This is a genomic window from Mycobacterium alsense (assembly GCF_002086635.1).
Lineage (GTDB): Bacteria > Actinomycetota > Actinomycetes > Mycobacteriales > Mycobacteriaceae > Mycobacterium > Mycobacterium alsense.
Genome location: NZ_MVHD01000015.1, coordinates 54,159 through 72,714 on the forward strand (window position 1 = coordinate 54,159; position 18,556 = coordinate 72,714).

The 18,556-nt window shown below is 69.7% G+C and carries 19 protein-coding genes and 2 pseudogenes; 6 read left to right on the forward strand and 15 right to left on the reverse strand.

The window, feature by feature from the left end; translation table 11 throughout:
• Window positions 1–90: 90 nt before the first annotated feature.
• Window positions 91–840 (forward strand): winged helix-turn-helix domain-containing protein, encoded by a 750-nt coding sequence (locus BST11_RS11380; RefSeq protein ID WP_083138078.1) that lies wholly within the window; start codon window positions 91–93, stop codon window positions 838–840.
• A 35-nt stretch (window positions 841–875) separates the two neighbouring features.
• Here BST11_RS11380 and BST11_RS11385 read toward each other — a convergent pair whose 3' ends face one another.
• Together BST11_RS11385 and BST11_RS11390 are read right to left on the reverse strand one after the other, a co-directional pair.
• A complete protein-coding gene (locus tag BST11_RS11385) occupies window positions 876–1,814 on the reverse strand; it encodes a lysophospholipid acyltransferase family protein (RefSeq protein ID WP_083138079.1) in 939 nt (312 codons plus the stop codon).
• Between the two features lie 108 nt (window positions 1,815–1,922).
• A complete protein-coding gene (locus tag BST11_RS11390) occupies window positions 1,923–2,567 on the reverse strand; it encodes an MPT63 family protein (protein WP_083138080.1) in 645 nt (214 codons plus the stop codon).
• Window positions 2,568–2,881: 314 nt separating this feature from the next.
• Between BST11_RS11390 and BST11_RS11395 the strand changes: the two genes are divergently transcribed.
• The 3 genes from BST11_RS11395 to BST11_RS11405 all read left to right on the forward strand — a co-directional run bounded on the left by BST11_RS11395 (window position 2,882) and on the right by BST11_RS11405 (window position 5,131).
• Window positions 2,882–3,721 (forward strand): glucose 1-dehydrogenase, encoded by an 840-nt coding sequence (locus BST11_RS11395; RefSeq protein ID WP_083138081.1) that lies wholly within the window; start codon window positions 2,882–2,884, stop codon window positions 3,719–3,721.
• A gap of 100 nt (window positions 3,722–3,821) precedes the next feature.
• Window positions 3,822–4,814, forward strand: a complete 993-nt coding sequence (locus BST11_RS11400) for a hypothetical protein (protein ID WP_244897619.1) — start codon at window positions 3,822–3,824, stop codon at window positions 4,812–4,814.
• Complete coding sequence (locus tag BST11_RS11405) at window positions 4,811–5,131, forward strand: hypothetical protein (RefSeq protein WP_244897615.1); 321 nt, start codon at window positions 4,811–4,813, stop codon at window positions 5,129–5,131. Before BST11_RS11400 ends, BST11_RS11405 begins: the two co-directional genes overlap by 4 nt.
• On the opposite strand, the gene BST11_RS11410 is transcribed toward BST11_RS11405, so the two are convergent.
• From BST11_RS11410 to BST11_RS11450, 9 genes are all read right to left on the reverse strand, one after another.
• Window positions 5,097–5,468, reverse strand: coding sequence for a hypothetical protein (locus BST11_RS11410; protein ID WP_083138084.1), 372 nt, complete (start codon window positions 5,466–5,468; stop codon window positions 5,097–5,099). The two genes, BST11_RS11405 and BST11_RS11410, sit on opposite strands and share 35 nt — an antisense overlap.
• A 1-nt stretch (window position 5,469) precedes the next feature.
• Window positions 5,470–6,969: a molybdopterin-dependent oxidoreductase gene (locus tag BST11_RS11415; RefSeq protein WP_083138085.1), complete on the reverse strand. Its 1,500-nt coding sequence runs from the start codon at window positions 6,967–6,969 to the stop codon at window positions 5,470–5,472.
• Between the two features lie 10 nt (window positions 6,970–6,979).
• Complete coding sequence (locus BST11_RS11420; protein ID WP_083138086.1) at window positions 6,980–7,480, reverse strand: oxidoreductase; 501 nt, start codon at window positions 7,478–7,480, stop codon at window positions 6,980–6,982.
• A gap of 118 nt (window positions 7,481–7,598) precedes the next feature.
• Entirely contained in the window at window positions 7,599–9,419 is a 1,821-nt protein-coding gene (locus BST11_RS11425) for an Hsp70 family protein (protein WP_083138087.1), read from the reverse strand.
• Between the two features lie 243 nt (window positions 9,420–9,662).
• The gene (locus tag BST11_RS11430; protein ID WP_083138088.1) at window positions 9,663–9,869 is read right to left on the reverse strand and encodes a hypothetical protein; all 207 of its coding nucleotides are present in this window, start codon (window positions 9,867–9,869) and stop codon (window positions 9,663–9,665) included.
• 175 nt (window positions 9,870–10,044) lie between these two features.
• Window positions 10,045–11,223: a phosphatidylserine decarboxylase gene (locus tag BST11_RS11435; RefSeq protein ID WP_083138089.1), complete on the reverse strand. Its 1,179-nt coding sequence runs from the start codon at window positions 11,221–11,223 to the stop codon at window positions 10,045–10,047.
• A 432-nt stretch (window positions 11,224–11,655) separates the two neighbouring features.
• Entirely contained in the window at window positions 11,656–11,952 is a 297-nt protein-coding gene (locus BST11_RS11440) for a hypothetical protein (protein ID WP_083138090.1), read from the reverse strand.
• Window positions 11,953–12,099: 147 nt separating this feature from the next.
• Window positions 12,100–12,513 (reverse strand): ChaB family protein, encoded by a 414-nt coding sequence (locus BST11_RS11445; protein WP_083138091.1) that lies wholly within the window; start codon window positions 12,511–12,513, stop codon window positions 12,100–12,102.
• A gap of 16 nt (window positions 12,514–12,529) precedes the next feature.
• A complete protein-coding gene (locus BST11_RS11450; protein ID WP_083138092.1) occupies window positions 12,530–13,066 on the reverse strand; it encodes a DUF1360 domain-containing protein in 537 nt (178 codons plus the stop codon).
• A gap of 109 nt (window positions 13,067–13,175) precedes the next feature.
• On the opposite strand from BST11_RS11450, the gene BST11_RS11455 reads away from it, so the two are divergent.
• Complete coding sequence (locus BST11_RS11455) at window positions 13,176–13,595, forward strand: MarR family winged helix-turn-helix transcriptional regulator (RefSeq protein ID WP_083138093.1); 420 nt, start codon at window positions 13,176–13,178, stop codon at window positions 13,593–13,595.
• A gap of 45 nt (window positions 13,596–13,640) precedes the next feature.
• Here BST11_RS11455 and BST11_RS11460 read toward each other — a convergent pair whose 3' ends face one another.
• From BST11_RS11460 to rpsB, 3 genes and pseudogenes are all read right to left on the reverse strand, one after another.
• Window positions 13,641–15,047 (reverse strand): amidase, encoded by a 1,407-nt coding sequence (locus tag BST11_RS11460; RefSeq protein ID WP_083138094.1) that lies wholly within the window; start codon window positions 15,045–15,047, stop codon window positions 13,641–13,643.
• A gap of 30 nt (window positions 15,048–15,077) precedes the next feature.
• Entirely contained in the window at window positions 15,078–15,836 is a 759-nt protein-coding gene (tsf, locus tag BST11_RS28145; protein WP_244897616.1) for a translation elongation factor Ts, read from the reverse strand.
• 39 nt (window positions 15,837–15,875) lie between these two features.
• Window positions 15,876–16,658 (reverse strand): annotated as a pseudogene (gene rpsB / locus BST11_RS28150) (30S ribosomal protein S2); the annotation flags it as partial.
• A 196-nt stretch (window positions 16,659–16,854) separates the two neighbouring features.
• On the opposite strand from rpsB, the pseudogene BST11_RS11470 reads away from it, so the two are divergent.
• A pseudogene (locus BST11_RS11470) lies at window positions 16,855–17,385 on the forward strand (M23 family metallopeptidase); the annotation flags it as partial.
• Between the two features lie 245 nt (window positions 17,386–17,630).
• Here the strand turns inward: BST11_RS11470 and BST11_RS11475 are convergent.
• The gene (locus BST11_RS11475; RefSeq protein ID WP_083138097.1) at window positions 17,631–18,533 is read right to left on the reverse strand and encodes a tyrosine recombinase XerC; all 903 of its coding nucleotides are present in this window, start codon (window positions 18,531–18,533) and stop codon (window positions 17,631–17,633) included.
• Window positions 18,534–18,556 lie beyond the last annotated feature (23 nt).

The following is an 18,556-nucleotide window of genomic DNA, read 5'->3' on the forward strand; positions in this document are numbered from 1 at the left end:
GCTTTAAACGGGTATTCACCGCTGCGCTGACAGACATCTCGCCGTGAGGTGCCTACTGGTGGGGGGCGATGACAGCTCACGAGTTTGGAGATGTCTTTGGACGTTCTACTGCTTAGCGATGAAGACGACTTCGAATCGGCCTTACCGACCCTGAAATCGTTCACGCACAGCGTGCGGCGTGCTCCCCTCACCGAGCATCCCGACCAGCGCCGGAGCAGCCCCGACGTGGCGATCGTCGACGCGCGCACCGACCTCGAGCGGGCCAGGGGCGTGTGCCGCCGCCTGGCGTCGGAAGCCCCTTCCGTCGCGGTGGTTGCGGTCGTGGCGCCGTCGCGCTTCGTGGCGGTCGACGTCGACTGGCACTGCGACGACGTGCTGCTGCCCGCCGCCGGGGCCGACGAGCTGCAAGCGCGGCTCCGGCTCGCTATCGCCCGCCGGCGCAGCGCGATGGACGGCACGTTGAAGTTCGGCGACCTGTTGCTGCACCCGGCCAGCTTCACGGCCACGCTCGACGGCCAAGACCTGGGACTGACGCTCACCGAGTTCAAGCTGTTGAATTTCCTTGTGCAACATGCCGGCCGGGCGTTCACGCGCACCCGACTGATGCACGAGGTGTGGGGATATGACTGCAACGGTCGCGTCCGCACGGTCGACGTACACGTGCGGCGGCTGCGCGCCAAGCTGGGACCGGAGCACGAATCGATCATCGACACCGTCCGCGGCGTGGGCTACATGGTGGCCACGCCGCCCCAGCCGGAATGGATTCTCAGCGAGTCGACGCTGACGCCCGTGTGGACGTCGGCGACCCGTCCCGCCGCCACGGACCAGATCGCGCATTAGCCCGAAACAGCTTGTTGTGCCGTGTTTTTCGCCCGTCACGCGAAGAGCGGCAAGGCGCGCTTGCGCGCCAGGGCGTCCATCCCCCGCTGGATCGCGTCTTCGACTTCGCGGTATTTGCGGTCGACATAGTCGTCGTCCTCGGCGCGAGCGGGATCCCCGTCGATCTCGACCGCGGGCATGAACCGGGTCCGGATCTTGGCCGGCAGCGGCAGTTGCGGCAGCGCGGCCGGGGCGATGCCCCACGGCAGGGATATCGCGACGGGGAACACTTTGAGCCGCAGCAGGCGGTCGAGCCTGAGCGCCTTCGACAGGCGGTCGCCGCGAATCAGCACCGGCATCGCGTCGGCGCCGCCGACGGTCGCGATCGGGACGATCGGCACGCCGGCGCGAATCGCCATTTTCACGAAGCCTTTTCGCCCCGCGAGGTTGGCGCGGTCGCGCTCGCTCCACGGCCGCAACGAGTCCACTTCCCCGCCGGGCCACAGCGCCACGTCGCGCCCCTCCGCCAGCGCGGTGGCGATCGCGTCGGGTGCGGCCGGCAGCACGCCCATCGACCGGAAATAGCGCCCGAAGATCGGGATTGCCATCAATGCGTCGTGCGCGGTGCCGTGCAGGGGGCGGTCCTGGCCGAAGCGACGCCACCACTGCAGCCCGACGGTCCACGCGTCCCACACGAACGGGGCGCCCGAGTGGATCCCGACCAGCAGCGCCGGCGGCGCCGGCGGGATGTTCTCCCAGCCGTCGATCTCCATCCGGAACCAGTAGTCCACCAGCACATTCCAGAAGAACTTCTGCCGCTGCAAAGTCGCCTCGTCCTGGCCGCTGAGGTCCCACCTGCCGGCGCGCTGCGCGACCCAGCCGCTGACCCCGCCGTCCTGGCCGCCGCGGCGGTCCTCCATCGCCGCCCGCGCCCGCTGCGCGTGCCGCTGTGCCTGCGCGCGTACCGCTTTTGGCCTGTGATCCGATTCGGTCATGTTCGGTGGGTACCCCGTTCGGCCGCGCGGGATTCCCCGCCTAGCCACTCCCACGCGAAATCTCCCCGCGCCACTCGGCGTGTGGCGCGGGGAGATCAGGCAATCGGATCAGGCGTGCGCCGGCGCGGGCGGTGCGCCCGGAGCCGGGCTCGGCGTCGGTGCGCCGGGCTCGTTCGCCGTGCCGGGCTGGTTCGCCGTGCCGGGCTGGTTCGCCGCGCCGGGCTGGTTCGCCGTGCCGGGCTGGTTCGGCGCGCCGGGCGCCGGGGCCGCCGGCGCGTTCGACGTCCAGATCAGGACGTCTTGCATGCCGTCGTTGTAGACGACGCCGTTCGGCGGTGCGCCGGTCACGTCGAAGTACAGGACACCGGTCGATTCGGCGCCCTGCGGGATCGGCGCCGGGTTGAGGCCGTTAGGGACCTGGACCTTGTCGATCACCCGGTAGTTCTGGCCGTTGGGGCCGCGGGCGATGAAGTCGTTGACCATCGGGGTCACGACCCCGGCGTCGGACCTGGCGGTCACGTCCGCCTGGTAAAGCGTCCCCTTCGGGGTGTAGCCCGGGATCGAGGCGTTGCTCGGCTGCAGGTTGCTCACGGTGTAGGTGGTGGTCAGGGGCCCGTCCACCAGTTGTTGGCTCGTTCCGAATCCCTGGATGTTGGGCGGCGCAGCGGAAGCGGTTGTTGCAGCGAAAACGCTAGCCGCCGCGATAGCACCGGCAGCAACGGCTCCCTTGACAGCGGACATGGTGAATTTCATGGTTTTCCTTTCGTGTCGAACAATCGCTCCCACGCGAGGGCGATAAACGCACAATCCCCCGCATTACCCTTCGGCAGCAGGGCTAAACAAACCGATTAACCCTCATTTCCGGCGCCCGCGGTTTCACCTGCGGGAACGGCGCGGCTGTTGATTTGCGGCGCAGCACCTTTCACGCCACAGAATTAACATTGGCACCACGGGCTTTGGGGGCGTGGTTAATCGCGCGAAACAACCGGCGATTGGTTTCGGTCGTGTGGGGTAGCCGCAGCGGTACGGACAAGCCGAGAACAAGCCGACGAAAGGGCCGGGCACTCATGGGTTTTGCGGCACAACAACAACAAGTTCCGGGCGTGCAGGCGAAAATGCACCCGGTCCCGGACTGCGGTGAGGACACCTACCGGGGTTCGGGAAAGCTGACCGGCAAGAGGGCGATCGTCACCGGCGGCGACAGCGGCATCGGCCGCGCGGTCGCCATCGCCTTCGCCCGGGAGGGCGCCGACGTGCTCATCTCCTACCTCAATGAGGACGACGATGCGAGCGACGTGGCCCGCCACGTCGAGGCCGCCGGGCGGCGCTGCGTGCTGGTCCGGGGCGACCTTTCCGAGGCCGACCACTGCCGCGCCGTCGTGGACGCCGCGGTCAGGGAGTTCGGCGGCATCGACATCCTCGTCAACAACGCCGCCTACCAGATGATGCACAAGACCCTCGAGGAGATCAGCGACGAGGAGTGGGACTACACGTTCCGGCTGAACGTAAGCGCCTACTTCTACCTCGCCAAGGCGGCCGTCCCCCACATGGGCCCCGCCTCGTCGATCATCGGCAGTTCCTCGGTCAACTCCGACACCCCCAATCCCACGCTGGCGCCGTACGCGGCGACGAAGGCGGCCATCGCCAATTTCTCGGCCAGCCTCGCTCAGCTGTTGGGCGACAAGGGAATTCGCGTCAACAGTGTCGCCCCGGGCCCGATATGGACACCGCTGATCCCGTCCACGATGCCGGCGGACAGCGTCGAATCGTTCGGGGACAACGTGCCGCTGGGACGGGCCGGGCAGCCGGCGGAGCTGGCGCCGATCTACGTGCTGCTGGCCTCCGACGACGCGAGCTACATCTCCGGGGCGCGGGTGGCCGTGACGGGCGGCCGGCCGATTCTGTAGCGGACACGTGTAGCCCGACGTTCCGCGGGGTACTGCCCGAATCGTGGCCATCCGGACAAACCACCGGCGGCGCTGGTCCGCCGCGGCGGCCGTCGGAATCATGGCGTTGGCCGGATGTTCCGGGCCGGGTACCTCCCTGGAGAGCGCGCCGGAGGTCGCGGTGGCGCCGACCGACGCCGCCCTGCATGAGCCGGTCTGGTCGTACCGCGACAACGCAATGCTGGGGCTGACCGAGGACGGCAAGCTGGCGGAGATCACCTTCCCCTCCCCCCGGGCGGCCCACACGCGGGTGTCGGCGCCGCTGGAGCCGGGACGCAACCTGCAGATCAGCCAGAAGGACGACGGGCACGTCTTCGTGCCGCAACCCTTGCGCGGCCAGGTCGCCGTCCTCGACATCGCCACCTTGACGCAGGTCGGCGCGTTCGACGCCGGGCCCGCGCCGGCGTATCTCGCCGAGGACGCCGGCATGCGGGTGCTCCTCGCGCTGTCGGCGGACGGCTCGTCGGTGACGCCGGTGGACCAGTACGGCTTTCGCAAGCTGCCGACGGCGACCTTCCCCGCGGAGCGCGCGGACACCATCGACGGCGCCAACCGTGGGCGCGCGATCGAGTACCACCTCTACGGGTCGTCGGGCATCCGCTACTACAAGGGCCCCTCCTCGCCCCCCGAGCTACGCGGCTCGCTGCCGATGGACGTGGTCGCCAGGGCCGGCGACAGCACCTCGGTGGCACGCAGTTACGTGGCCACCCGCGACGACAGCGTGCTCTACGCGGTCGACTCGAGCCGCGGCGGCCACGGCATGGAAGTGTTGGCCCGCGCGCGGCTGTCGTCGCCGATCCGGCAGCTGGGCACCGACGACACCCGCGTGTACGCCGCCACCGACCGCGACGTGACGGTGCTGGAGACCGCCAGCTTCACCGGCTATCCGAACGGCGGCATCCCGGTGATCCGCACGATCGACTACCGGGCGGGACTTGCGGGCGGTCCCGCCGCGTCGGCGCCGCTGTCGGGCATGGCGATCGGCCCGAAGCGCGTGTACCTCACGTTGCGGGGCCAGCCGTTCGTGGTCAGTGTCGCCAAGCCCCACCTGTGACGGGAGGCCAGATGATCGTGGTCGACGACGACGTGGAGCTGCTGACCGAGCAGATCGAGGCGCTGCGGGAGCTGGGCCGGCGCGACGAGGTCAGCGAAAGCCAGGTCTACGACTTCAGCATCCGTTGGGGCGCCGCGCTTTCCGGGCGGCTGCGCCGGCTGGTGCATTATAGCCGCGTGGGCGCGCTCGACGAGGCGGCCGAAAGCCGGTTTCAGTCGCTGTGCGCGGAGCTGCGCTCGGTGTCGGACCTGATCGAGCGGTTCGGCATCGCGCGCCCCCGGTTCAGCGACGCCCCGGGCCACCCCAGGTTCCGCTAGCCTGCTGCGCGCGGGCGCGGTAGGCGATGTCGGCGACCGGGACGTCTTCGTACTCGGTCAGGAAATCCTTGGCGGGCAACACGATTCCGCTGCGCGGCATGGGACAGTCGGGATTGCGGCATGTCAACGCGACCATGAAGGCGTCGTCGTCCTCGTTGAGGAACAGGAACCCGAGGTAGAGGGCGTGACCGACGACGAAATCCGTCGCGCCGCAGCCCGCGCACCGCCCGCCCTTGACGGCCACCAACTCCAGAACCCTTTCGCACTCGGCGTTTTTCAGGTCGATCAGCTCGGGCCGTATATCGTGGCTCACGTCGTATCCCGTGTCGTTCGGCATGTCAGATCTCCACGTCCTTGTCGTAGTGGATGTTGTCCTCGCGCCATCCCCCCAGCCCGTGCCCGATGCCGGAGTAGTCGTCGACGAACTCGATCTGGTTGATCCACTTGGCCATCTTGAAGCCGACCTGTGTCTCCACCCGCAGCCGCAGCGGGGCGCCGTGCTTGATGGGCAGCGGCTTGCCGTTCATCTCGTAGGCCAGCAGCGTCTGCGGCTTGTAGGCGAGCTCGAGGTCCATCACCTCGTAGAACTGCCCCTCCCCCTCCGCGCTCGGCTCGTCGCGGGAAGTGTCCTGCATCGTCAGGAAGCAGACGTATTTCGCCTGCGGCAGGGGCCGCACATGGTCGGCCAGCCGGGCCAGCGGCAAGCCGCTCCATTCGCCGATGCTCGTCCAGCCCTGCACGCAGTTGTGCATGACCCGCTGGGACTGCCGGTCGGCCAACTGTCGCAGGCCATCCAGGTCCAGGGTGACCGGGTTTTCCACCAGGCCGCCCACGCGCAGGCGCCAGTCGACGAAGTTGTGCACGGCCATCACCTTGTATTCCGTGCTCGCCGGTGGCTTTCCGTTGACGCGGTGCTCCGCGGAGATCATCCGCTCGGGATAGTCCTGCCGCGAATTCAGGGGCCGCAGAAGGGTTTTGCGCACGCGGGAAACCACCGCGCCGAGCGCGCGGCGCACCTGCACCGGTCGGCGCAGGCTCCACACCGTCGCGGCGATGTGCACGGCGACGATCGCGGCGATGATCACCAGCGACCAGAAGGTGGCCCACCCAATGTTGCGGACCGAACCGAAGATCATCGACGCGGTGAGCTGGCCCCAACTCCAGAAGAACACCATCGACAGGTGGATGACGATGAAGACCACGAACGCCACCAGCCCCAAAAAGTGCAGGCTGCGCGCCCATTGCCGGCCGCCCCAGGCGCGCACGTACCAGGGAAACGCCGCTTCGACGGCCGGGGACTGGGCCGCCCCGGTCAGGATCTGGAACGGCGCCAGTCCGAAGATGACGCCGGCGTAGGTCAGCTTCTGGATGGCGTCCAGCGGCTCCCCCGGCAGCAGCGGCGGCAGGTTGAAGCTGAGGTAGGTGACGATGTCGTTCCACGCCTCGCCGAAGATCGACCACGAATACGGCCAGTAGCGGTGCCACTGGCCGGTGGCGAACAGCAGGATGTAGTACGACAGCCCGACGAGGATCCACCCGATCACCGAGAAGAAGTGCCAGTGGCGGCCCATGCCCAGCTTCTTGTGGCCGGGCAGCGCGAACAGTGAGCTGTAGCTCTCCTCTTCATCGAGGGTGTCGTAGAGCTTGTTCGCCGGCATTTCCTTGGTGGTGAAGCGCGCCCACTCGGTGCCCGGCTTGCTGTCGTCGCGCCAGTACAGCTTGGGGTGCGTGCCCAGGATTTCGACGCCGCTGCGCAGCACCAGGGTCAGAAACAGCACGTTGAGCCAGTGGTCGATGCGCAACCACACCGGGTAATCGAGTACCGCCGCCTGGGTCATCCTTGCCTCATCAGTCGTGCCAGTTCTGCCGCTGCGGATAAGCCACGTTGATGCCGGACAGGACGGTGGTGTGCACGGCGAGGAAGCCCGCCGCCAGGGCCATGGCCATGCTCCCCGGCGCCAGGTCCCATCGGCCGGTCAACGCCACCAACCCGGGCAAGCTGACGAACCGGCTGACCAGGTAGATGACGAGGAAGACCATGCAGGTCAGGCTGCCGAAATACCAACCCCGTTGGGGCACAGTCGGTTTGAAAGCAAACACCATGGCGCCGCAGGCCACCACGCAGGCGGCGATCAGCGCGGCGGCGTAGATCACGAAGTACGCCGGCAGGTCCGGCTCGGTGACCAGCAGGTAGACGTGCACCGCGACGATGCCCATCAGCAGCGATGCGCCCAGCCCCGTCACCGCGCGCGGCACGTCGAATGCCACGTAGCCGTTGAGGGTGAGCAGCGGCGAGGAGAAAATCCCCCGCCACGCGTTATGCGACAGCCGCACAAGGAGACCGGCCACCGCAGCTACGTACCCCTCCGGTGCTGCCGACAAACTGGTGCCGCCAAGCTGTCAGCGCTTCCACAGGTGCGCCGAACGCGCCATGGCGGGGCAAGCAAGCCAACGGATCTGACGAGCCTCACGACGGCGGCACCCCGCCCGGATACGACGGAAGCGCCGGTCCCGCGCTCCTGCCCGACGGGTAGGGAACGCCCGGGTACGGGGTGCTCGGGTAGGTGGTCGGATACCTGGAGGGCGGATACGCGCTGCTGGGAACCGCGGTGGTCGGGTACGTGGTGGTCGGGTACGTGGTGGTCGGGTACGTGGAGGTCGGGTAGGTGCTCGTCGGGTAGGTGCTGGTGGGCGGCGTCGTGGTCGGCGGCGTCGTGGTCGGCGGCGTCGTGGTCGGCGGCGTCGTGGTCACCGGCGGATGGGTGGTGACGACCGTCGTCGGCGGCGGCGCCTCGGTGGGTGCGGAATTCGGGGGTTCGACCGTGGTGGTCGGCGGCGGAGGCGGCTCCAGCCGCGACGATTCGACCGGCGGGGTCACGCCGTGCACATTGTCGGTGGGTCTGTCGCCGGTTCCGCCGAGCCGCACGGCCAACCCGCCGGCCACCAGCAACACCAGGGCGGCCGCGCCAATCGCGCTGAGCAGCACCCCCCAGCGCCGGTACCATCGCCGGCGCCGCGCTCGCGGCGCCACCGGAGGTGCCGGCGGGACCACCGCCGCCGCGCCGGGATCGCCGGCGTCGACCTCTTCTTCCACGGCGGGCACGGGCAGGCCACCCGACGCGGCTTCCTGCGACCAGGCCAGCGCGCGGTAGGTGGCCGATCGATCGCCTTCGGCGGTCGCCCGTCCCGCGGCGCTGCGGGCGACCTCGGCCGCCCACGCCGCCGGCGCCATTTCGGTGGCGGCGACGCCCAGCGGCGTCGCGGCGGGGGACGAACGCAGTTGGGCCAGCACCGCGGCGCCGATGGCGGCGCTCAGCCCGGGCTGCGGCGTGGTGACCACCGGCGCCTCCAGCCGGTCCGACAGCCGACTGGTGATCAGCGGGATGCAGGCGCCGCCGCCGACCGTCGCGATAGCGGCCAGCCGGCCTGGCGGAATCCCGATGCGCTGCAACACCTCGACAATGCATTCGACGAAGCGTTGCAACGGCGTGGAGATGAGGGTTTCGAACTCGCCGCGCGCCAGTCGAAAGTCCGCGCCGATGCCGGGCAGGTCGGCGGGGATGACGGTGACCGTGGCCGACGACAGCTGCTCCTTGGCGATGCGGCACTGAACCAGCCTTCGGTCCAGCGGGGGCAGCGGCGCGGTGCCGGCCGCGTCGGCGCCGGGGTCCGACGCGACGTGTCGCAGGATCGTCTGATCGAGCTGATTGCCGGAGAAGCCGGTGTAGCGCATGGTGGGCGCGATCTGGCGGAAGTTGGCGGCCGCATCGGCCAGGGTGATGCTGGTGCCGCTCGCGCCGAAGTCGCACAGCACCACGACGCCGTCGTCGGGAAATCCGGGCTGGGCGTACAGCGCCGCGAGCGCCGCCGTGCCGTCGCAGATGAACGCCGGCGGCTCCGTGTCGGGCGTCAGGGCGGGGCAACTGCGCACCGCCGCACGCAGGGCACCGACCTGGTGCTCGACCCAATGCCCGGGCACGGCGACGGCGACCGGCGCGCCACAGCCGACGGTACGGGCCATCCCTTCGAGCGCGGCGGCGGTCAGCGCCTCGCCCGCGTGGGCCGACCCGTCGGCCGCCACCACCAGTTCGGGGTCGCCCACCCGCTCGACGAAGCCGCGCAACGGCAGGCCGGGCTCGTCCAGGCCGGGATTCTCCTCCGGGGTGCCGACCTCCGGGGGCCGGTGGCCGAACAGCGTGAGCACCGAACCGCGGGTCACCGGCGCCCCACCGGCGCGCGCGGCCACCAGGTTCGCCGTGCCGATCGACAGGCCGAGCGGGCCGCTCATTTCTCCCCCATGTCGCTGTTTGGCGGGCGGAATCCGCGGGTTGAGGGTGTCGGACGTGGGGTCGGCTCGGACCATTGCGCTCCGGCGCGCCCACGCATCGCGTGTCGCCCCAACCTCGGCGCTGCTGGTTTAACGCGGTCACCGCCCTGTGGCAGGGCGGGCGGATTAACCCGATGCGCAGTCTTCCCGACGGCGCGGGGGTCCAAACGGCGGTCGGGCCCGCGGATCGGCCGCCCGTTCGTTTCAGGACCCGCGGTTTTCGCCCAGTTCCTCGACGATCGGGCTTTCGGCGGTGATGTCCTTGGCGCTCTCGGTCCGGCCCGGTTCGGTGTGGGTGCGACGCGCCGCGGCCCGGTCGGCGTCGCGAATGACGTCATCGTCGTTGGCGATGGTGACCGAGGCGGCGACCTGGTTGAGGTTGGTGTAGGTCTCGGGCGGGATCGCCCGCAATCGCGCACCGTCTCGTCGTCGCCGCCGCGGGGGCCCGAAACCATCGCGCGACGGCGCAGCCATCCCCGCGGCTCGGCGCTGCTCATTCAGGCGATGGCCGCCTCCGAGAGCCAGCACTCACACTGGACAGGCATGGCGGATCAACATCGCGCGGGCCTTCCCGGTGGCGGGCGATCTACACGCCGCGGGCGGCCCGGCAGCGGGCCACCGGCGTGCCGACCAGCTGGAACTCCTGGCTCTTGTCCAGCTGGGGATCGACCCCCTCCTGGAAGAGGATGATGATGTCCGAGCCGCCGAACTGGAAGTAGCCGAACTCTTCTCCCTTGGCCATGTGCTTGCCGGTGGACGCGGTGAGCACCACCGAGGACACATGGCCCATGCCCACCGGGATGACCGCCACGATCCCGACGTCGCCGCAATCGGACTGCGACGTGTCGATGGTGACCACTCCCCGGGTTTGGGAAAACTCGTAGCCGCTGCTGGAGCTGTCGCTGCCTTGCAGCTGGTGCTCCTCGATGCCGACGTGCATAAAGACCTTGCCGTTGATGCGGAAGGATTCCTCGAGCATGCCCGCCACCGGCAGGTGGAAGCGGTGGTAGGCGTGCACGGGCAGCATGTAGTGCACGAACGTTCCGTTGGCGAAGCTTTCGGCGTATTGGCTGCCCTCGATGAGTTGTTGGATGTTGCCGAACTTTTCGGTCTTGACCGTGTGGGCCGGGATATTGGAGTCGGCGTCGATGTCATAGGCCGCCTTGAACTTGCAGTCGGCCGGGCGGGTCACCACCAGGTTGGTGGTGGGCTCGGCGATCGGGCGCAGCCCGCCATTGAGCTCGCGGGCGATGAACTGGTTCGCCGTCAGCCAGCCGCTCGGCGCGTTGGGTGCCCCGTCGACGAGAGACTCGTGGATGCGGTACTGCGGCGAGTTGTCGATGAATGACTGCAAGACTTCCGGGCTGAACGACTCGGTGCTGTCCAGGAAGTTCCCCCATTGCCGGGCGAACTCGGTCACCCACTCCCGGAACACTTCGGAGTTCTGTGCCGCCTGGCCGTCGATGTCTTGGGAGATGAGGAAGTAGAAGTGCGCCTGCCGTTCGTCGACCTCCTGGGCCTTTCCCTCTTGCTGCCAGGCGTCGGCGTCGGACTCGTGGGGCACCCACCTGACGAAACGCTTCAGGTAGGCCTCGTACTCGCCGATGTCGCGTGGCCATTCCAGCGCCGCGTAGAGGTCCGGCTTCAGTTCGGCCTCGGCCCACTCGCGGGCCTTGACCAACGAACGCTCGAGACGATCGGCGAGGCCCTGTTCCTTGTCGAGCACCTCCCGAAGCTTTTTCGTGATCGCTTCCGGCTCGCTCATGTCACTGCTCCTTCGTGCGTCGGTCCACCGCCGTCGCGTACCCCCCTTGCCGGCGGGCAAACAGGCGCGTGCGCGGATCATCCGGGCGGCGTGATCGCGCTCGGCGCGTCGTAATCCGGCCGCCCGCACCGTTCAGGTTCCCGCGCACCGGAAGGGTTTCACCGGACGCGGAAACGGAAGGCCATGACTTTCAGGACGATTCGCGAGCAAATCGGCGGCGGAGGTATTCGGACATGAGATACCCGTCATTCCCGTTCGGCCCACCATCGGGCCAGCCCGAGCATTGACGAGGGATCGTGACTGCGCGCCATGGTGTTTCACTCCTGCAGCGGCCGGCGACCGCTCATCCGGGACAGCACGACCGGCAACGCCAATGCCCCCGCGGTAAGCAGGGCGCCGGCGCGCCGATGTAGCTGTGACTGGGTGTACAAGCTAGCGTCGCGGGCACGGGAGCTGAAGTCGCCCTGGGTGCGTCGAAGCTAACTCCGCCAATTCGCTCAATAACCCGGGCGGCGCATAACCGGTTCGGTGGCGGGTCGCCACCAGGCACGACTTCGAGTTGGTCCCCGAGCTCACCGAACGTGACTCGGCGGCATAGCATTTCGCCGGCGTCGCGTGGCCTGCCTGCGGCCGGGCCACCTCGGTCATGAAGAACAGCGTGGCCGCGCCGACCACCCCCGCGAGCATCAACATGTACGCCGGCACCATGGCGTCGCCGGTCGCCGACACCAGCCACTCCGCGACCAGCGGGTCGGACCGGCGAACAACGACACCGAACCCAACTCGAAAAGTTAGCCTGCGACGGCTACCGGATCGTCAAGGCCGAGTTCGACGACATCGCCAAATACGGCAACGACACCGCCTTGAGGTTGGACATCAGCGGCCGCGCACCCGGCGGTTCTCCTTCTTGATCGCGTCGACCAACTCCGACTTGTTCATCGTCGACCTGCCGCGCACATCGAGCCGGCGCGCCACGTCGAGCAGGTGCTTCTTGCTGGCGTTGGCGTCCACGCCCTCCGCCGACCGCCCCGTGTCGGAAAGCCCGCCGCGCTCGGCGCGCTCGTCCGACGGGCCCGGCTGCTCCTTGGGCTCCCAGTGGTCGCCGACCTTTTCGAAGCTGTGCTTGACGGCGGAGTAGGCCACCCGGTGGGCGCGCTCCTCGCTGCCGTACTGTTCGGCCGCCGAGTCGTGGGCTTTGGCGAACGTGCGTTGGGCCTTGTCGTCGGAGCGCCGCAGGGTGCTGGGCAGCTCACCTCGTTTGGGTTTGCCCTCTTTCGTCGTCTTGGGCATCGAACCTCCTCGCTCGTCAGCCCTCGGTCAGCTGCTGCGCCTTGGCGTAGGCCAGCTGCAGGAAGTCGGCCCCGGCAAGGGCGGTGAAGGTGCCCGCGGTCAGGCGGGTCAGCCTCGGCGCGAAGATCAGGCCGATCACGAAGCCGGTGGCCACCCACATGTCGAGGCAGAAGGGACAGGTCAGCAGTTCCCCGACGCTGTGCCGCAGCGCGCTGCCCTGCCGGGTTTCCTCCATCACCTCGGCCGGGCCTCCGGATCCCGCGTAGTGCGCGAATGGCGCCCGCAACGGGCTGGTCACGGCGTCCTTGGACACGGTGCGCGACAACTTGTGGGTGCCGACGGTGACGGTGACCAGGTCCTGGACGCCCCAGCGCTCGGGCAACCTGCGCCCGGTGGCCGCCGCGATGACGGCGGTGAGGGTGACCAGGAGCCCGTAAATGCCGAGGACCGCCGTGTAACCCTCCAGCGGTCGGGGGTTGTCCCCGCGATAGGCGTCGGCTTCCTGCCGCGCGCGTTCGGCGACTCCCTCGGTGATGTCGGGTGCATCGGCCATGGGCGCTCCTTCGGTCGGGGTCCCCTGTGGGTTACCCCGTTGGGCGCGCGAAAATCACGATCTTGGGCGAACGGCCCGCATCGATGACAGATATGTCAAGATCACTGACATGGGTCAGGCCGAAGACGCCCCGCTTGGCTACCTGCTCTACCGGGTGGGAGCCGTTCTGCGACCGGAGGTTTCCGCGGTGCTGCGCCCGCTGGACCTGACGCTGCCCGAATTCGTTTGCCTGCGCATTCTTTCACTGAATCCGGGCATGTCCAGCGCCGAGTTGTCCCGGCACACCAACGTCACACCGCAGGCGATGAACACGGTGCTGCGGGGGCTGGAGAACATCGGCGCGGTGGAGCGTCCGGCGTCGGTGTCGTCCGGCCGTGCGCTGCCGGCCACGCTGACCGGTCAGGGCCGCGCGCTGCTCAAGCGGGCCGAGGCCGCGGTCCGGGTCGCCGACGCCCGGATCCTGAGCAAGCTGACCGACGCGCAGCAGCGCGAGTTCAAACGCATGCTGGAAAAGCTCGGCTCCGACTGACGGGCGGGCGATCGCGAGGGCGACGAAGCGGGTCGCAGGGTCAAGCTAGCCCGGGTCCTGGATGCGGGCCCACGGCCGGGCCTCCTCGAGCTCGTAGGCGAGCTCGAGGAGCAGCGCCTCGTGCCCGAGGTCGGCCGTCAGCATCATGCCCACCGGCATGCCGTCGGTGGACTGGGTCAGCGGCAACGAGATCGCCGGCTCCCCGGTGACGTTTTGCAGCGGGGTGAACGCGACCCAGTCGGTGAGCCGGTCCATCACCTGCCGGTAGTCGGTGGGAGCCAGGTAGCCGACCTCCGGCGTCTCGTGGCCGAGGGTCGGCGTGAGCACGGCGTCGTAGGTGCGGAACACCCGCGCGGTGTGCCGCCGCAGCCTGCGCAGGCGCACGATCGCCAGTGGGAGGCGGTGCAGGTTGCGGCCCGCGTGCCGGTCCAGGCCGAGCGTCAGGGCGTCCAGCCGGGTGCGGTCGAACGTGTCGCCGAAGAACCGCCGCCCGGCGCGCACCTGCGTAAGCGCCAGAAAGCCCCAATACAGCACGAAGTCGTCGACGAAACTGGCCGGCACCGGGGGGTCGATCTGCTCGACGCGGTGGCCCAGCTCCTCGAGCAGCGCCGCCGACTTCAGGGTCAGCTCACGCACCTGGGGGCTGGACTCGCGCAGCACCGACCGGGTCACCACGGCGATCGTCAGCCGCCGCCGGCCGGGCCGGGTCACGTGGCCCACCGGCGCGAGCTTTTGGTTGGGCCAGATCCGCTCGGCCTCGGCGTAGAAGGCGGCGGTGTCACGCACCGAGCGGGTCACCACGCCGTTGGCCACGATGCCCACCGGCATCCGGCGCAGCTCCGCGTCCACCGGCAGCCGGCCGCGCGACGGCTTGAGGCCGACCAGCCCGTTGCAGGCGGCCGGAATGCGGATCGAGCCGCCGCCGTCGTTGGCGTGGGCTATCGGCACCACCCCGGCGGCGACGAACGCGCCGGAACCCGAGGACGACGCGCCCGCGGTGCGGTCGGTGTCCCACGGGTTGCGGACGGGTCCCAGCCGCGGGTGTTCGGCCGCGGCGCTGAACCCGAATTCCGACATCTGCGTCTTGCCCAGCGACGTGAGGCCCGTCGCCAGGAACACGCGGGTGAAATCCCCGTCGGCGGAAGCGTTTTGGGGCGTCCACGCGTCGGTGCCGCGCATCGTCGGCTGGCCGGCGACGTCGACGTTGTCCTTGACGAACGTCGGCACGGCGGAGAACACCCCGTCGGCCGCACCGCCCCGGGCCGCCTGGCGGGCCCGCTCGAACCCGTTGTACGCCAGCCCGTTGAGGGCCGGGTTGACGGCCTCGGTGCGGGCGATGGCGGCCTCGACGACGTCGGCCCTGCCGACCGAACCGGCCCGGATGGCGTCGGCCAGGCCGACCGCGTCGAGGTCACCGAGGGCATCGTCGCCGAAAGCGTGCACGCGTCGCATAGCAAGCACGCTAGTCGGTGGCGCGAGCCGTCAGGCCTGACCCACCTCGAACCGGACGAAGCGCGTCACGGTCACACCGGCCTCGTCGAGCAGGGCCTTGACCGTCTTCTTGTTGTCGGACACCGACGGCTGCTCGAGCAGCACGGCGTCCTTGAAGAAGCCGTTCAGCCGGCCCTCGACGATCTTGGGCAGCGCCTGCTCCGGCTTGCCCTCGGCCTTGGCGGTCTCCTCGGCGATGCGCCGTTCGCTGGCCACCACGTCCTCGGGCACGTCGTCGCGGGACAGGTAGCGCGCCTTGAGCGCGGCGATCTGCAGCGCGACGGCGTGGGCGGCCTCCTGGTTGTCGCCCTGGAACTCGACGAGAACGCCCACCGCGGGCGGCAGGTCGGCCGCGCGCTTGTGCAGGTAGGTCTCGACGGTCCCGTCGAAGAACGCCACCCGGCGCAGCTCGAGCTTCTCGCCGATCTTGGCCGACAGGTCGGCGATGGCCTGCTCGACGGTCGTGTCACCGGTGCTGGCCGCCTTGAGGGTGTCGACGTCGGTGGCCTTGGACTTGGCCGCCGCAGCGACCACGTCGTCGGCCAGCCGCTGGAATTCGTCGTTCTTGGCGACGAAGTCGGTCTCGCTGTTGAGCTCGATCAGCGCGCCGTCCTTGGCCGCGACCAGGCCCTCGGCCGTGGCCCGCTCGGCGCGCTTGCCGACGTCCTTGGCGCCCTTGATCCGCAGCGCCTCGACGGCCTTGTCGAAGTCGCCGTCGGTCTCGGCCAGCGCGTTCTTGCAGTCGAGCATGCCGGCGCCGGTGAGCTCCCGGAGCCGCTTGACGTCGGCGGCGGTGGCCGTCGCCGAGGCCAGCAGCTCCTGCTCCCATTCGGCGAGCGGCTCGGCGGCCTCGGCCTCGGGCTTGCCGTCGCCGCGGCCCAGCCCGGCGCGGGCCTGCAGGCCCTCGGCGACCGCGGAGGCGATCACCTTGGTCAGCAGGGCCGCCGAGCGGATCGCGTCGTCGTTGCCGGGGATCGGGTAGTCGACCTCGTCGGGGTCGCAGTTGGTGTCCAGGATCGCGATGACGGGGATGCCCAGCTTGCGGGCCTCGCCGACGGCGATGTGCTCCTTGTTGGTGTCGACGACCCAGACCGCCGACGGCACCTTGTTCATGTCGCGGATACCGCCGAGGCTGCGCTCGAGCTTGTTCTTCTCGCGGGTCAGGCCCAGGATCTCCTTCTTGGTGCGGCCCTCGAAGCCGCCGGTCTGCTCCATCGCCTCGAGTTCCTTGAGGCGCTGGAGCCGCTTGTGCACGGTGGAGAAGTTGGTCAGCATGCCGCCCAGCCAGCGCTGGTTGACGTACGGCATGCCGACGCGGGTCGCCTCGGCCGCGACGGATTCCTGCGCCTGCTTCTTGGTGCCGACGAACAAGATGGTGCCGCCGTGGGCGACGGTCTCCTTGACGAACTCGTACGCCTTGTCGATGAAGGTGAGCGTCTGCTGCAGGTCGATGATGTAGATGCCGTTGCGGTCGGTGAAGATGAACCGCTTCATCTTGGGGTTCCAGCGACGGGTCTGATGCCCGAAGTGGGTGCCGCTGTCCAGCAGCTGCTTCATGGTAACGACGGCCATAGTCAGCCATGTCCTTTTTTTGTCGGTTGTCGCCCGGCATCAGGTGAGGCCGGGCCCTGGTGCCTGTCGAGATGCCCAACCCTTACTCGGGACCGCTCAGCATCTTCAGTGCGCAGACACGCGAAGTCAGCCCGTTTACACGGACCGCGGAAAGCAGTTTACACCGTTTTCCCAGGTGCTTTATCCACAGTGCCGAGTGGCCCGATCGGCGGCGCCGGGCTGGACTGAACCGGTGCGATGGGTGGCGCTGGCGGTTGCGGTGGGCCTGCTCGGCGCCGTGCCGGCTTCGGCCGACGACGGGCGGCTGGACTGGCCGCTGCGCCCGCCCCCGGCCCTGAACCGGGGGACCCGGGGATTCGACGCCCCGTCACCCGACTGGCAGCCCGGCCACCGCGGTGTGGACCTGCCCGGCTCCCCCGGTCAGCCGGTCTATGCCGCCGCCGCGGCGACCGTGGTGTTCGCCGGGATGCTCGCGGGGCGGCCGGTGGTGTCGCTGGCGCACCCCGGCGGCCTGCGCACCAGCTACGAGCCGGTCCGGGCGAGGGTGCGGCCCGGCCAGGCGGTGACGGCCGGGACCGTGCTAGGCGAGCTGGTGGCCGGGCATCCCGGCTGCCGGGCGGCGGCGTGCCTGCACTGGGGCGCCATGTGGGGCCCGGCTTCGGGCGCCCGCTACGTCGACCCGCTGGCCCTGCTGAAGTCCACGCCGATCCGGCTCAAGCCGCTCAATCCCTAGCCAGCCGCAACAGGTGTATCACCAGCCACTCTGGCCCCCAGCGGGAGCGGGCACACTCTTTGCCCGCCTCACAGCGACAACTCGGTGGCGGCCGCCAACGGGCGCCTCGGTTGCGGCCGCCTACGGACGGCCTCGGTTGTGCCCCAACCCGGGCGGCATTGTCGCTGTGAGGCGGGCAGGTCGGGTGCCGCCCGATCCAGGGGCTCGTGTGACTCAGGTGGCACACGTGACCCCTGTGCTCACGCGCGCGGGTGCGCCTGGTCGTGCACCGCGCGCAGCCGGGACACCGCGACGTGGGTGTAGAGCTGCGTGGTTGCCAGGCTGGAATGGCCGAGCAACTCCTGGACGAGGCGCAGGTCGGCCCCGCCCTCGAGCAGGTGTGTCGCGGCGCTGTGGCGCAGCCCGTGCGGGCCCATGTCCGGCGCGCCGTCCACGGCGGCGACGGTCTGGTGCACGACGGTGCGGGCCTGGCGGACGTCGAGCCGCCGCCCGCGCGCGCCCAGCAGCAGCGCCGGCCCGGACTCCGCGGTGGCCAGCGCGGGACGCCCGTCGGCGAGCCAGGCCTGCAGCGCCTCGGCGGCCGGAGCCCCGAACGGCGCGCTGCGCTGCTTGTCGCCCTTGCCGAGCACCCGCACCAGACGGTGGCGGGTGTCCACGTCATCGACGTCCAGGCCGCACAGCTCGCTCACCCGGATGCCGGTCGCATACAGCATCTCCACGATCAGCCGGTCCCGCAAGGCCAGCGGATCGCCTTGCTGGGCACCGGATTTCGCGGCCGCCATCGCCCGCAGGGCCTGATCCTGGCGCAGCACCGACGGCAGCGTGCGGTGCGCCTTGGGCACCTGCAGCCGCGCCGCCGGGTCCGTCGCGAGCAGCCCGCGCCGCACCGCCCACGCGGTGAACGCCTTGACCGACGACGTGCGGCGGGCCAGCGTCGTGCGGGCCGCGCCCGCACCGGCGGCCGCGGCCAGCCACGCCCGCAGCAGGGGCAGGCTCAGCGCCTCCAGGCCCGACCCGGGGGCCCGGCCGTCCAGGAACGCCAGCAACGAGCGCACGTCGCCCAAATACGCCCGGCGGGTGTGCGCCGAACGGCCGCACTGCAGCTCCAGGTACTCGTCGAACTCGTCGAGGATCGCCTCCACACCATTACGGTCGCAGGCGCCGG